Here is a 14,889-nt window from a genome sequence, read left to right as displayed (position 1 = left end):
GATCGAGGCGGATGTTCAAGCGTTGCTCACGCGGCGTCACAGGGGAAGACGACGATGAAGGCAGTTTTTCTGGTGTGTACGATGTTGGCGGCGGCAACGCCCGCGATCGCGGCAGCGCAAAGCGCTTCGGTCTATCGCACCGCCCCGCCGGATGCGCGCGCGGTGACCGTGCACGGCATCGGCGATGGCCGGACGGACGACAGCGCCGCGATCCAGCGCGCGATCGACGCGGCGGCGACGCCGGACGGTGGCGGCCTCGTGTTCCTGCCGAGCGGGCGCTACCGGATCACGCGGAGCATCCTGCTGCGTTCGGGCGTCCGCGTGTTCGGGGTTGGCAAGACGCGGCCGGTGATCGTGCTGGCGGACGATACGCCGGGGTTCGGCAGCGGCATCGCCGCGATGGTCGCCTTCACAGGGGAGGATCAGTTCCGCTCCGGCAAACCCGCGGTGCCGCCGCGTACCACCGTGCCGTTCGACCCCACCATCTTCGACGCGACGCAGACGACCTTCTACTCGGCCCTCGCCAACGTCGATTTCGAGGTCGGCAGCGGCAATGCCGGCGCGGTGGCGGTGCGCTTCCGCGTCGCGCAACATGCCTATCTGCGGCATATCGACTTCCACATGGGGTCGGGTCTCGCGGGCGTGTATCAGGTCGGCAACGCCTGCCAGGACCTGCACTTTTACGGCGGGCGCTACGGTATCGTCACCGAGAAGACCGCGCCGATGTGGCCTTTCACGCTGCTCGATACGACCTTCGAGGGCCAGCGCGACGCCGCCATACGCGAGCATGAGGCCGGGCTGACGCTCGTCAACGTCGGCATCAGCAACACGCCGGTCGGGATCGAGATCGATCCCGGCTATTCGGATTCGCTGTGGGGCAAGGACGTGCGGTTCGACAACGTGTCGAACGCAGCCGTGCTGATCTCCAACGAGAACAACGTCCACACCCAGATCGGCTTCGACAATGCGGTGGCACGCGGCGTGCCGGTGTTCGCGCGGATGCGGGAAAGCGGCGTAACCGTGCCGGGCAAGGGTGCGCAATACCGGGTACGGGACTTCTCCTATGGGCTGAAGATCGGCGCGCTTGGGCAGATGGGCGCGTATGCGACCGAGGCGAACATCGTGCCGCTCGCGAAGATGCCGGTAGCGATGCCGCCCGCGATCCGGCCGCTGCCGCCGGTAGCGGAGTGGGCGAACGCGCGCGATCTGGGCGTGCGGGGCGACGGCGAGAGTGACGACACCGCCGCGCTCCAGCGCGCGATCGACACCCACCGCGTGCTGTACCTGCCGAGTGGCCGCTACCGGATCAGCGATACGCTGACGCTACGGCCGGACAGCGTTCTGATCGCGCTGCACCCCGCGCGCACCCGGCTGTTCCTGCGCGACGACGAGGCCGCGTTTGCCGGCGTGGGCAGCCCGAAGGCGCTGTTGCAAAGCGCGAAGGGCGGCGCTGCGATCGTGTCCGGCCTTGGCCTGTGGGCGGGCAGCATCAACCCGCGTGCGAGCGCTTTGGTGTGGAGGGCGGGTGCTGCGTCGCTGGTGGATGACGTGCGGATCGAGGGGCCGATGCTGCGCGATGGCACCACGCAGGCCAAGCCCGGCGATCCGCGCGTGCGGCCGGACGGTCAGCAGGCGAGCATCTGGGTGACGGACGGCGGCGGTGGTACCTTCTCGGGCATCTGGTCGCCCAACACGCTTGCCTCGGCCGGTTTCCGGGTGTCGAACACCACCACGCCGGGCCATGTCTACGAACTGTCGGCGGAACATCACTACCGGCACGAGATCGTGCTGGAGAATGTCGCCAACTGGGAGTTCCTCGCGCCGCAGACCGAGCAGGAGGTGCGCGACGGCGTCAACGCGATCTCAACCGAATTCCACGATTCCCGCAACGTCCTGTTCGCCAATTATCACTCGTACCGCGTGACGCGCACCGCCAAGCCGATGGATACTGCGGTGCGGCTGTTCAACTCGGGCGACCTCCGCTTCCGCAACGTGCTGGTGAACGCCGAAAGCGGCTTCGCCAGTTGCGACATGAAGGGTTGCGGCACGTTTTCGCGGGCGAGCAAATATCCGTTCGAGAATGCTATCACCGACGTGACCCGCCAGGTACAGGTGCGCGAACGCAACTTCGCGCAGTTGGACGTGCCGGCGGCAGGCGCTGCGGCAACCGCGAGCGGCGTGCCGGTCATGCAGGGCGTCGAGAAACTGGCGGATGGCTTCTACTCGATCGCGGGCGCGAGCGTCGATGCCGAGGGCAAGCTCTATTTCATCGACCGGTTCTACAACCGCATCCATGGCTGGACGCGGGACGCCGGCCTGACGACGGTGACCGACCTGCCGCTCGATCCGGTCAGCCTGGCGGTGGACCGGTCGGGCAAGCTGCTGGTGCTATCCTCCGCCGGGCGTGATGGCACGGTGTACAGCATCGACCCCAAACAGCCGGCGCAGGTGCACGTGATCGCGCCGACCGACACCGCCCCGCACGCCGGCGCGACGACGCTGTTGCCCGGTAACGTGTGGGCGAACGGCGAATTCGACGACCGGATCGATCCCAAGACGTACACCTATCCGACGCTGGCCGACTTCTTCACCACCAAGATGGGGGAGGCGAAGGCACGGCAATATGTGTCGCCGGACGGATCGCTGGTGCTGCCCGCCTTCCGGGTGTGGAACCAGGGGCCGGACGATCAGCGGGGCTGGCGCTGGTCCGATCCGCTGGACGCCTACGGGCTGGTCGGGGCGGCGACCGGATCGCGCGTGGTGCTGAACAACTCCTCCGAGGATCGCACCTATAGCGGGCTGGTCGGCGCGGACGGGGCGTTGAGCGACCTCAAGATCATCGCGCCGCGTGGCGGCGAGAGCGCGGTGCAGGGCCCGGATGGCCGGTTGTACGTGGCCGACGGGCAGGTGTTCGTCTATGGCACGGACGGCAAGGAGCTGCGGCGGATCGATACGCCCGAGCGGCCGCTGCAACTGGTGCTGGGCGGGCGTGACGGGCGGACGTTGTTCATCCTCACCCATCACGCGCTGTACGGGACGGCGATTTAAATCGCGGGCGCGGCGGGAGGTCGCGCCCGGTTACCGCGTCAGCGGCAGTTCGTAGATCGCCGCGGACGTGGGCGGCACGATCAGCCCGCGGCCCGCGCCGCTCACCTTGCTCTCGCGGATCGTCACGCCGGCCGGTTTGCCGACCTTGTTCTCCGCCGCCAGCGTCTTGCCGGCGAGCAGCCAGCGCGTACCGGAGCCACGCAGCTTCGCATCGGCAAGCGACAGTGCGAGCCGCTGCGGCTGGAAGGTCGCGTTGACCACGGCGACGCGCAACATCGTGCCATCGGGCGAGAGACCGGCGATCACGTCGAGTGGGTAGGTCGGGCTGCCCGCCACCACCTTCGGATGCGCGTAGCCGATCGGGTATCGGGGTTCCGGTTGCGGCGAGGCGCCGTCGAGCGCGACCGGGATGGTTCCTGCGCCGAAATGCTCACCGAACAGCTTGAACACCATGCCGGTGGCGTTGAGCGTCGCGCCTTCGGGTGTGATGTTCATCGTCGAGACGCCGGTGGTGAACGCCGCCATCTTCAGGAAATCGGTATGGCGGAGCATTTCCTGGAACACGCTGGCGTAGGCGAGCGAGGATTTCAGCGTCGGCGGCCCGGCCATATAGGCATATTCGTCGATCGACAGGAACACGCCGGAATCCTTGAGCTTGGGGAACCGCTGTTGGTAGATGCCCCATTCCAGCGCCTCCATGCGGACGTGGTTGGAGGGTGAGCGCACGAACTCCATTAAAGCGTCGGCAGGCGGGGCGTCGGGGCGATCCTCGCCGCGATCGTACCAATGTTCGGTGATGCCGGCGAAATTGCCCCAGGATCTGGCGAACAGGCCGCCGGTCCAATCCTCCTCGGTGCCGAATTTGGGCTGGATGCTCTCCAGCGTGGAGTTCTGCTTCACACCCTTGGCATGGAGCTGGTCCGGCATCGCGCCCGACGCGATCAGCACGATCGATGGATCGCGGGCGCGCATCTTCGCGGCGAAGTCGTTGTGCTTGATTGTGTAGTAATCGAGCGAGGTCTTGCCGATCTGCCACCAGCCGAACGGCTCGTTGCCGATGTTCCACCATTTCACCTTATAGGGTTCGGCATGACCGTTGGCGGCGCGTTTGGCGCCCCAGTCGCTGGTGGCGGCGCCGTTGAGATACTCGACCTCCTCCGCCGCCGAATTGGCGTCGCCAAGCCCGGCATTGACGGTGACATAGGGCTCCACGCCGATGATGCGGCACAGCTCCATCCACTCGTCCATGCCGAGGTCGTTGGTCTGCATCGCACTCCACGCATGGTCGAACATCGGTGCGCGTTGGTCGCGGGGCCCCAGCGCCTCGTGCCAATCCCAATCGGACAGGAAGTTGCCGCCCGGCAGCCGCCAGAAGCCCGATTTCAGCGAGCGCGCCACCGCGGTCGTATCCGCGCGCCAGCCGTTGATATTGTCGGCCGGCATCAGCGACACCGCACCGATCCGGAAACGGCCGGTGCCGGTGCCGGTGATCTCCAGCCGTGCATCGGCCGTGCCTGCGGTGGGGGTAAAGGCGAAGTCCGCCTGACGCCAGCCGGCGGCGGGGGCGGGCAGGGCGATGCTCTGCCGCTGGTCGGCACGCGTCCCCCACACGAGCGCGACCTGCACGGACGCGCCGGCATCACCGCTGATCCACAGATGGCCGGTGTAGCGTTTGCCGGCCAGCACCGCGAAGCCGCTCTGCGCCAGCCCGCGCGGTGCGCTGCCGGCGAGCGTCACGCTCGGGCTTTGCGCGCCCACGTACGGCGCGGCGGTGTCCATCGTCACGGCATCGTCAGCGCCCACCGGGCGCCATTTGCGATATTCGACGCCGGGCTTGCCCTCCGCGTTGAGCGGTGGCGGCGTGTCGTGCGCTGGCGACACGACCGGATAATAAAATTTACGATCGTCGAGCAGTTCGGCCCAGAGCGTGCGGTTCACCAGTCCGCCGATCGGTTCGATGAACATCCCGTATTCGTGCGCGCTGACCGGGGTTGCGCGCCGGGTAATATCGATACTGGCCGCGACCGGCGCAGGCGCGGCGGCAAGCGGCGTGCCGGCGACCAGAGCTGCGACGGAGGCGGTGGCGAGGATCGCTTTCATGGTCGTCGGTCCCGTGGCAGATGGAAAAAAGGGCGCGGCGGGGGTGCCGCGCCCAAGCTCCGGGGGGAGTTACATCTTGAAGCGGACGCCCAGACGGAAGGTCCGGCCGAGCTGATCGTACAGCGACGGGTTGTTGAAGATCGTCGACGATGCCGGATCGACATCGAACATGTTGTCGATCTTGAAATAGGCGGTCAGATCCTTGCGGATGTTGTAGCTGCCGCCTACGTCCATGTAGAATCGGCCGGGGTAGAAGTTCTGGTCGATCGTTGGGTGGTTGTTATTCGACACCGGGCAGGAGCCGGGTGCGCAGACGATGTATTTGTTGCCGAACGTACCATCGCTGAACCAGCGTTCCTGCAACAGGAACGAGAACTTGTCGGTATCGTAGCTCTGGATCGCCAGCCATTTCCAGTCGGGCGTGTTGCTGGTGTTGTCGCCAGCGCTGTCAACCGGGATGGTGCCCGGCAGGCCGGTGTCGGTCACGAACTTCATGACGTGGGTGGCGAGCGCACGCACCGTGAAATTGCCCGGCAGACCAAGCGGTCGCGCCCAGCGGTAGCTAGCCTCGATATCGAAGCCATCCGTGTCGATCGACGCCAGGTTGAACGATTGCACGTTGATGAAGGTCTGGCCGTTTGCCGGGTTCAGGTTGAACGAATTGCAGGTCGAAGTGAGGATGTTCTGGAAACAGAAATTGACGATGTCGTTGGCGCCGAGGCCCGAGATCACGCCGTTGATCTTGATCTTGTAGTAATCGAACGACAGGTTGAGTCCCGGCAACCACTTGGGATTGGACAGGGTGATGCCGGCGGTCGTGTTGCGGGCGATTTCCGGCTTGAGCGCTGTGTTGCCGATCTGGTTCTGCACGACCAGCACGTTGGTGCGCGTATATGGATCGAAGAAGTTCGGCAGCGTCTGTGTGACAGGGGCCGCGAACAGCTCCGAGAGGTTCGGCGCACGCACGTCGCGCGAGGTTACGGCGCGGATGTGGAAGCCGTCGATCGGCAGCGCCCAGGTGCCGCCCACCTTCCACGCCCATACGCCGCCCGAAGTGCTGTAGTCGGTGTAGCGCGCGGCGGCGTTCACGTTCGCCTTGCCCAGCGCTTCGGAGTCGAGGATCGGCAGATTGGCCTCGAAGAAGCCTTCCTTCACGCTGTAGGCGCCGCGCCCGTTCTTGTAGGTGCCCGCATACCAGTTGCCGTTGCCGCTGGCGTTGAGGATCGGATCGAGCGGATAGTCATTGCTGGGTCCGCTGTTGGCGAAGCCTGCACCATAAGGGTCGGCACGGACCTTGTAGAATTCGTGCCGGAACTCGCCGCCGAACGCGATCGAGAGCGGGCCCGCCCACAGATTGACCGGCGCGCCGGAGAAGTTGAGGCTCAGCACGTCCTGCGTCTGCCGGGTGCGCTGGTAAGGGCCGGCGTCGGGCGTGACATAGCTCAGCGCTTCGGCGGACGGGTTGTTGCCGATGATGTTGAGTGGCTGGCAGCCATTGGCGCGTGCGACCGCGCTGCGGCAGACGATCGCGCCGTTCAGCAGCACCGCGTCGATCGCGGCGTTGAAGCGCGGGGTGAGCAGGATGTTGTTCACGTCGACGCTGGTGTAGTTCGTTCCGTGCTCACCGTAGATGTCGTAGGACCATTCGCTGCCGAGTAACGGCACCTTGCCCTTGGCGCCGCCGACGAAGCGGTACTGCCGCCGGTTGGTATAGACCCGGGTGTTGCCCAGTTCGGCGTTGCTGGTTCCGTACTGGAAGCTGGAGATGCCGGCAGTCGCGCACGCCGCCTGGATCGAGGCGGGGACGTACGGGTTGGCGCATTGCAGCGTGAGGCCCGGCTTGTTCATGCCATTGACCGGCTGGTTGTTGGTCTTCACCTGCCCGACGTTGACGGTGAAATACAGCTCGTTATCCGGCGCGATATCAAACCCGACACGGGTATAGCCGCCAACGCGTTGCAAAGCCGATTGCAGCGAACGGCCAACATCGATGTTGCCCGACAGATCGCCGCCTAGGCAGAGGCCACCGAAACAGCCGTTGACGCCGCCGGTCGGTTTGCGCGTCGGCGTCCCGTTCGATCCGTACTGGAACTGGAACGGCTGCCCCGACGCGTCGAATGCGGTCCCCTGAAGGGGGCCGCCGGTGATGAGGCCGTATTTGGTAAAGCTGTTCGACTGGACGTTGTTGCGGATGATGAACTGCGGCGATCCGTCGTTGAGGATGCCGCGATCGATCATCGAGGTTTGGTCGAACCAGGTCCGGCCGCCCGCCATCTTCAGCCCGTAATCGCCACCGTCGACCCCCTGGTCATGCGCATATTCACCGCTGGCGACGAAATGCAGGCGACCGTCTCCGAAGGCGTGACCGATCGCGAGCTGCGCAAGGATCTGCTTGTTGTCGCCATAGGTGGTGATGCCGCCCTGAACGTTGCCCTTGATCCCGGTGAAGCGCGTGTCGGTGATGAAGTTGACCACGCCACCGACCGCGTCCGAGCCGTAGGAGGCCGACGCGCCGCCGTTGACCACGTCGACACGTTGCACCAGCAACTGCGGGAACAGGCTGACATCGGGTACGCCGGTCACGTTCGCGCCGACGACGCGCTGGCCGTCGAGCAGCGTCAGCGTGCGGATCGCGCCGAGGCCGCGCAGCGAGAACGAGCTGAGACCCTGCTGGCCGCTCGACGTGCTGAACGTGTTGACCTGCGTGCCGGTCGAGCCTTGCAGCGACGGCAACTGCGCGATCGTGTTGAAGATGTTGGGCTGCGCGTTCTGCGCGATGTCCTGCGCGCCGATCACGGTCGTTGGCGTCGGTGCGGTGAAGCCGCGCGTCGCGATGCGCGAGCCGGTCACCACGATATCGCTGGCTGCTGCATCGGCACGTGACGCCTCTGGCCCGGCGCGGTCGAGCGCGGTGGGAGCCTCGGCGGCAGGCGGCTGGTTGGTCGGCAGGACCGGCGCCTGCGCAAAGGCGGGCAACGGCAGGCATATCGCGACTGCGGCCAGCGAAGCGCTGTGCAGAAGGGACTTGCGGCAATCCAAAGCTTTCAACGGCATCTTGATCTCCCCTGTGTTAATTTCCCCAGCCCGGCAGCCGCGTGCGAGCGACCTTTGGGTGGTGCCTCGTTTCGGCCTCTGACGGGCCGTTCGTCTCATCATCATGCCAGCCATGGTGTTCACGACGTGGCGGTAAAGTGTAGATCGTGCATTCAGGCTGCGCGGTGACAGCGATCACTCTCCCCCGTCTCAAATGGATCGATTTCCGCCTGTCCGTTCGACAGCCATGACGGCGATCCATTGAAGCTTATCTTGTGCAGCGCACAATGTTTACGTTAACATCTTTGTTGTTAGTTTCCACGGTTTCACTTGTCAAGGCGATGCGGGCTCGTTTAGGTCGTGTGGTATCGACGAGCCCTGATGTCTGATCCCGAGACGGGGGCGGGACATGCCCAAGTCGGGTATGTTGATGGTTACGTTAACGGAGGCGGTGTTGCGATTGACGCGAATGCCAAGATTGCGCTGGATGATTCTCGCCTTGTTCGTCGGCGCGATGATCCTGAATTACCTCGCCCGCTCGGTGCTGGGCGTGGCCGCTCCCGTCATCCTCGCCGAACAGTCGATCAGCACGCAGCAATATAGCTGGATCACCGGCGCGTTTCAGATCGGCGTCATGCTTCAGCCGCTCGCCGGCTATCTGCTCGACGGTACGGGCTTGCGTATCGGTTTCTGGCTGTGCGCGACGATCTGGTCACTGGTGACCATGGCGCACGTCTTTGCCGGCGGCTGGGTCAGCTTCGCGGCGTTGCGCGGGTTGCTGGGGCTGGCCGAAGGGTCGGCGCAACCGGCCGGGCAGAAACTGGTGGCGGAATGGTTCCCGGCGCGCGAACGCGGTGCGGCGGGCGGCATCTACAATATCGGCGCGTCGTTCGGCGCGGTGCTGGCACCGCCGCTGGTCGCGTGGGCGGTGGCGGTACAGAGCTGGCGGCTCGCCTTCGTGGTGACCGGCCTGCTCGGCCTGGTCTGGTCGCTGACGTGGCTGCGCTGGTATAACGCGCCGCAGCGTCACACAGGTCTGAGCGACGCGGAGCGCACGCATATCCTCGCCGGGCAGGAGGTGGCGCTTGCGGCGGATACCGAGCGGCCATCGATCCTCGCGCTGCTGCGGCGACGCAACCTGTGGGGCATCGCCTTGCCGCGCCTTCTGGCTGATCCCGCCTGGGGGATGCTGTCGTTCTGGATGCCGCTGTATCTGGTGCGGGTACGCCATTTCGATCTGACCCAATTGGCGATCTTTGCGTGGCTGCCGTTCCTCGCGGCAGACCTCGGCTGCCTGTTCGGACCGGCGGTGGCGGCGTTCCTCGGGCGGCGCGGCGTGAGCCTCGTCAACGCACGGCGTGGCGCGTTCACGCTCGGCGCGGTGATGATGACCGGCATGGCGCTGGTCGGCACCGTCACCAGCCCCTATGCGGCGATCGCACTGCTGTGCCTGGGCGGATTCGCGCACCAGACATTGTCGGTGACGGTTATCACCATGGCGTCGGACCTGTTCCGCCGCAACGAGGTGGCGACTGCTGCCGGGCTCGCCGGGCTGGCTGGCAACCTCGGCGTGCTGGTGTTCTCGCTCGTGCTCGGGCGGATGGTCGACGTGGTCGGCTACGGGCCGTTCTTCATCCTGCTCGGCGGGCTCGACCTTGCCGGTGCCATCCTGCTTTGGACTTTGGTACGCAAACCCGCATGACCCGACTTCACAACCCCATCCTGCGTGGCTTCAACCCGGATCCGTCGATCGTGCGGGTCGACGACGACATCTTCATCGCGACCTCCACGTTCGAGTGGTTTCCCGGTGTGCAAATCCACCACAGCCGCGATCTGGTGCACTGGCGACTGGCGGCGCGCCCGCTCGACCGCGCGGCGCAACTCGACATGCGCGGCGACCCCGATTCGTGTGGCGTCTGGGCGCCCGACCTCAGTTACGCGCACGGCAAGTTCTGGCTGATCTACACGCAGGTAAAGCGTTACGGCCACACCACGGTAAACGGTGCAGCGGGCGCATCGCTGCGCGACTTCCACAATTATGTGGTGACGAGCGACCGGATCGAAGGCCCATGGTCCGATCCCGCGTTCCTCAACAGCAGCGGCTTCGACCCGGCGCTGTTCCACGACGATGACGGGCGTAGCTGGCTGCTCAACATGCTGTGGGACCATCGGCCCGGTCGCGGCCGATTCGCGGGCATCGTCCTCCAGGAATTCGACCGCGCGGCGCTGCGGCTGGTGGGGGAGGCGCGGCTGATCTTCGCCGGCACCGAGCGCGGCTTCACCGAGGGGCCGCACCTCTACAAGCGCGACGGCTGGTATCACCTGCTGGTCGCTGAGGGTGGCACCGGCTGGGATCACGCCGTGGTGATGGCGCGATCGCGATCGCTGTTCGGGCCGTACGAGGTCCACCCGGATGGCGCGGTGCTGAGCGCGAACGGCGCGCGCGACGGTGCGATCACGCGGACCGGGCATGGTGATCTCGTCGAGCTGGCGGACGGCAGCAGTTGGCTTGCGTATCTGTGCGGTCGACCGCTGCCGGGGCGGGAGCGTTGCGTGCTCGGTCGCGAGAGCGCGATCCAGCCGGTGGTTTGGGGCGAGGACGGCTGGCTGCGCACGCTCGACGGCAGTGGTGCGCCCGATCCGGCGCCGGTTGCACCGGCGTTGCCAGCTGCGCCGTGGCCGCAGCGCGCGTGGGATGGGCGGTTCGATCAACCCGATCTGCCCGAAGCGTTCCAGTGGCTGCGCACGCCCGATCCGTCCGCGCTGTTCAGCCTGACCGAGCGGCCGGGCTGGCTGCGCCTGTATGGACGCGAGACGGTCGGCAGCCACTTCCGGCAAGCGCTGGTCGCGCGGAGGCAGGAGCATTTTCACTGCGTCGCGACCACCCGCATGGCGTTCGCGCCGGTCACGTTCCAGCAGGCGGCGGGGCTGATCTGCTATTACAACGCGAGCAAGTTCTTCTACCTGAACGTGACCGTGGATGACGGCGTTCGCCAGCTCCAGATGCTGAGCGCGAGCCCGGATGCCGGGTGCGAGGCGAGCGTGATCGTGCCGGTGTTGCCCGATGGCGTGATCGACCTGCGCGCGACGATCGCGGCGGACGCGCTGACCTTCGCGTGGCGCATCGCCGGTGCGCAGACATGGGAAAACGTGGCGACGGTGTATGACGCGAGCATCCTGTCGGATGAGGTGACCGCGCCGGGCCTGCCCAATTTCACCGGCACCTTCATCGGCATGGCGTGCCAGGATGTGTCCGGTACCGGGCTGGCGGCCGATTTCGAGAGCTTCCGCTACGAAGCGACGGACGTGGCGGCGACCTAGCTGCCGGGCGGTGCGCTCGACGCACGCGTGACGATGCTGTGATCGAGCACGCGGTCCGGTTGGCGACGTGTCTTGCGGGCGATCACGTCGCCACCCGCCACGACTGCCGCCAGCGCCTCGGCGGCAAGCTGGTGCAGCGGCTGGCGGACGGTGGTGAGCGGCGGCCACAACGTCACCGCCGCAACGGTATCATCGAAGCCGACCACGCTCAGCGCCTCGGGCACGTGCAATTGCCGGCGGTGCGCGACCGAGACGATCGCCGCCGCCATATCGTCGTTGCTGGCGAAGATCGCGGTCGGCGGTGACGGCCCGTCGAGGAGCTGTTCGCCCGCGATCAGGCCGGAGGCGTAGCTGAAATCGCCCTGCGCCACCTTGACCTCCACGTTGCTCGCCTCGCGCACCGCATCGTAGAAGCCGGCCATCCGCTCGGCACTGGCCGCCTGATCCGGGTTGCCCAGCACGAACCCCAACCGGCGGTGGCCGAGTTCGAGCAGGTGGCGGGTCATCGCGCAGGCGGCGCGGCGATCGTCGATCCGCACGCAGGTCGCGTCGGCCACGTCATAGGCACCGACCGCCACCAGCGGCCGGCCGATGCCGCGCAGCACATTGCGGACGATCGCCGCCTCGCCCAGCGGCGGCGCCAGGATGATGCCCGACAGGCCGGCGTTGGCGAGCTTTTCCAGCGCGTCGCGGTGCGGCGGCGCGCCGCCGTCGCCTTTCAGCAGGATCAGGCGGGCGCCGCGTGTCGACGCTTCCTCGAAGATGCCGGTCAGGAACTCGCTCATGAACGCGGCGCTGGGATTGGAATAGACGACGCCAATCCGCAGCTCCGCCGAGGTGACGAGGCTGCGCGCGGCGGCGTTGGGGGTATAGGACAGCGCCTGGATCGCGCTTTCCACCGCCTCGCGGGTTTCGGGGCGGACGCCTTCGCGATTGTTGATCACGCGCGAGACCGTCATCGCGGAAACGCCCGCGCGTGCTGCTACGTCGATGATCGTGGCACTTCGCGCCCGACGATCGGGTTTGTCCACGCGGCCTCCAGGGATTGCTGTGTCGGCGTTGAGTACGCCATGGCCGGGATTTGGCAAGATGGCGCGGGTCGGAGTGCTGCGGTCGGTTGCCATCGCAGGGGCGGCTTTTCTCCCCCTAAAACTTCTGCGAACCACCACTGCAACGTCGGCCCTGTCGCAGGCACGGCAGCCGCTTGGTTTAACCGGGCAAGGTCAACGCCACAATAGTAATGCTGGTCCATGCCGCCGCCGCCTGTGCGTGGCGGCGGCGGCATGGTGTTCACAGGGTTGCGACTTTCAGGACGAAGCGGATGTTGCGGCCCGGCAGCACCACCAGATCCTTGTTGAGGGCCGCCGCGTCGCGCTGCACGTCGTTGGTCAGGTTCTGGCCGACCACCGCCAGCTCGATGCCGGGATAGGCTTTGAACGGCCGCACGGAGACATGTGCGTTGAGCGCGTTGAAGCCTGGCGTCGCCGTGTCGAACGCGCCGAACTTGTCCTGCCGTCCCGAATGCAGCATCAGGAAGCCCAGGTCGAACGCCGTGCTGGTCCATGTCAGCCCGCCGCCATACCGGTACGGCGGAATGCGCGGCACGTTGCCGCCGTTGTCCAGCGTGGCGCGTGTGTAATCGGCGATCGCGCGGCCCTCCAGTTTGCCCGTGCCGGTGTCAAAGAAGGTGTAATTGGCCTCACCCTCCAGCCCGCGGAAATGCGCGCCTTGCTGGCGGTAGAACAGTTCCTTCAACTCGCCGCCGTCGCCGAGCGTGCAGACGCCGTCATCGTCGCAGGTGCGGCCGGTCAGATCGCCGAAGATGTAGTTGTTGAACCACGTGCTGTACGCGCTGCCCTCGAAGCGGAACCGGCCGCTATTGAACCGCAGCGTGCCCTCGATCGAATTGGCACGCTCGATCTTCAGCGTGGGATCGCCCGTCTCGAACGTCTGCGGCCCGTCATGCCCGCCGCGCGCGAACAGTTCGGTGATGCCCGGCGCGCGACCGGTGCTGGAGAAGGTCAGGCCGAGTTTCACCGCGCCGCCGACATCGTACAGCGCGCCGATCGCGCCGCTGATCGGCGTATAGCCGACGCGCGTGAACTGGTCCGACAGCGGCGTGCCGGTGACGCGAACATGCTCGACCCGGCCGCTCGCCTGCACCTTCAGCCCTTTGACGAGTTGCGTCTCGGTGAACAGATAGCCAGCCTCGGACTGGGTTTCGGTCGGGAACAGGTACGAACTGTCCTCACCGATCGCCTGGAACTTGCGGTTCTGCACCTCGACCCCAAGCGCGCTGTTGTCGATAAAGCCGAGCTTGCCGAACAACAATTCCGCGCGTCCGTCGAACTCCTTGTTGCGGAACGTGGTGACGACGGTGCCGTCCGGCTCGTCCTCGCTGTGCGTGTAGTCGGCGTAGCTGCCGTCGATGTTCAGCGTGCGCACCGCGCCCGAGCCGAGCTCAAACGAGGATTTCGTGAGCACCTTGGTCTGGCGCATATCGATATAGGTGTCGTCACTGGGGATGCCGTATTGCGCATTGTACTGGATGATCGCCGCGCCGACGTGGCTCGCCTTGTCGGGTCCGAAGAAATACGACGCGCCAACCGTCTCGCCATAGCCCCGGAAGAACGAGTTCTGTTGCGTGCCCAGCGGCGTGTCGTAATCGTCGGTGTGGCGGTAGAAGCCGTCGACATGCACCGCGATGTCCCCCGCGCGACCGTCCATCAGCGCCGAGCCTTCGCCGGTGTTGGCAACGGTGCCGTAACTGCCGACCAGTTCACCCGTGAGCGCGCGTGACGGCAGCGAGAGCGGCACGCGATCGTTGATGGCGTTGACCACGCCGCCGATCGCCTGGCTGCCGTAACGCAGCGTCGCGGCGCCGCGCACCACCTCGATGCTGCGCGCCGACAGCGGGTCGATCGGGATGCCGTGATCGGGTCCGACGTCGGACACGTCGGAACTGCTCAATCCGTCCTCCAGAATGCGGACGCGCTGCGCGTCCATGCCGCGAATGATCGGGCGGCTCGCGCCGGCGGCAAACCCGGTCGCGGAAATGCCGGGCACGGTGGCGAGCGAATCGGCGATGCTCGACCCGCCCGATTCCAGGATCTGCTGCCGGTCGACCTTGGCGACGATGGTCGGCACGTCATCGCGCGACAGGGCGAAGGGGGAGGCGGTGACGATGATGTCGCGCGGCACCGGCGGCACGGCGGCGGCACCGGCGGCGTGCGCGGTGGTGTGGTCGTGCGCGGGTGTGTCGCTTTGCGCAAAGGCAGCGGCGGGCAGGAGCGCGGCGAAGGCCGCGCCCGTGAAAAGCATGTGTCGCATGGGAAAACTCCGGGAACCTTGGAGCGGCGCCGGTCTTAAAGTGCCGGCAGCCGGGTG

The 14,889-nt window shown here is 66.4% G+C and carries 7 protein-coding genes; 3 read left to right on the top strand and 4 right to left on the bottom strand.

The window, feature by feature from the left end; all coding sequences use genetic code 11:
- The first annotated feature begins 54 nt into the window (after positions 1-54).
- Positions 55-3,048, top strand: a complete 2,994-nt coding sequence (locus OXR00_RS13500) for a glycosyl hydrolase family 28-related protein (RefSeq protein ID WP_267388781.1) — start codon at positions 55-57, stop codon at positions 3,046-3,048.
- 30 nt (positions 3,049-3,078) lie between these two features.
- Here OXR00_RS13500 and OXR00_RS13495 read toward each other — a convergent pair whose 3' ends face one another.
- Both OXR00_RS13495 and OXR00_RS13490 read right to left on the bottom strand, forming a co-directional pair.
- Positions 3,079-5,148: an alpha-L-arabinofuranosidase C-terminal domain-containing protein gene (locus OXR00_RS13495; protein ID WP_267388780.1), complete on the bottom strand. Its 2,070-nt coding sequence runs from the start codon at positions 5,146-5,148 to the stop codon at positions 3,079-3,081.
- Positions 5,149-5,217: 69 nt separating this feature from the next.
- On the bottom strand, positions 5,218-8,202 hold the full coding sequence (locus OXR00_RS13490; protein ID WP_267388779.1) for a TonB-dependent receptor: 2,985 nt from the start codon (positions 8,200-8,202) through the stop codon (positions 5,218-5,220).
- Between the two features lie 409 nt (positions 8,203-8,611).
- Here OXR00_RS13490 and OXR00_RS13485 point away from each other — a divergent pair, with 409 nt between their 5' ends.
- Together OXR00_RS13485 and OXR00_RS13480 are read left to right on the top strand one after the other, a co-directional pair.
- On the top strand, positions 8,612-9,883 hold the full coding sequence (locus OXR00_RS13485) for an MFS transporter (protein ID WP_267388778.1): 1,272 nt from the start codon (positions 8,612-8,614) through the stop codon (positions 9,881-9,883).
- Positions 9,880-11,502, top strand: coding sequence for a glycoside hydrolase family 43 protein (locus OXR00_RS13480; protein WP_267388777.1), 1,623 nt, complete (start codon positions 9,880-9,882; stop codon positions 11,500-11,502). Before OXR00_RS13485 ends, OXR00_RS13480 begins: the two co-directional genes overlap by 4 nt.
- On the opposite strand, the gene OXR00_RS13475 is transcribed toward OXR00_RS13480, so the two are convergent.
- A complete protein-coding gene (locus OXR00_RS13475) occupies positions 11,499-12,533 on the bottom strand; it encodes a LacI family DNA-binding transcriptional regulator (protein ID WP_267388776.1) in 1,035 nt (344 codons plus the stop codon). The two genes, OXR00_RS13480 and OXR00_RS13475, sit on opposite strands and share 4 nt — an antisense overlap.
- A gap of 259 nt (positions 12,534-12,792) precedes the next feature.
- Positions 12,793-14,832 (bottom strand): TonB-dependent receptor, encoded by a 2,040-nt coding sequence (locus tag OXR00_RS13470; RefSeq protein WP_267388775.1) that lies wholly within the window; start codon positions 14,830-14,832, stop codon positions 12,793-12,795.
- Between the last annotated feature and the right edge of the window lie 57 nt (positions 14,833-14,889).

It is taken from the genome of Sphingomonas sp. GC_Shp_3 (genome assembly GCF_026540945.1).
Classification (GTDB): Bacteria; Pseudomonadota; Alphaproteobacteria; order Sphingomonadales; family Sphingomonadaceae; genus Sphingomonas.
Note: the sequence above shows the minus strand (reverse complement) of the source record. Positions and strands in the feature narration are given on the sequence as shown.

Coding starts and splice junctions, on each gene's coding strand:
- OXR00_RS13480 (WP_267388777.1), top strand. CDS start 9,880: ATGACCCGACTTCACAACCCCATCCTGCGTGGCTTCAACCCGGATCCG.
- OXR00_RS13495 (WP_267388780.1), bottom strand. CDS start 5,148: ATGAAAGCGATCCTCGCCACCGCCTCCGTCGCAGCTCTGGTCGCCGGC.
- OXR00_RS13470 (WP_267388775.1), bottom strand. CDS start 14,832: ATGCGACACATGCTTTTCACGGGCGCGGCCTTCGCCGCGCTCCTGCCC.
- OXR00_RS13500 (WP_267388781.1), top strand. CDS start 55: ATGAAGGCAGTTTTTCTGGTGTGTACGATGTTGGCGGCGGCAACGCCC.
- OXR00_RS13490 (WP_267388779.1), bottom strand. CDS start 8,202: ATGCCGTTGAAAGCTTTGGATTGCCGCAAGTCCCTTCTGCACAGCGCT.
- OXR00_RS13485 (WP_267388778.1), top strand. CDS start 8,612: ATGGTTACGTTAACGGAGGCGGTGTTGCGATTGACGCGAATGCCAAGA.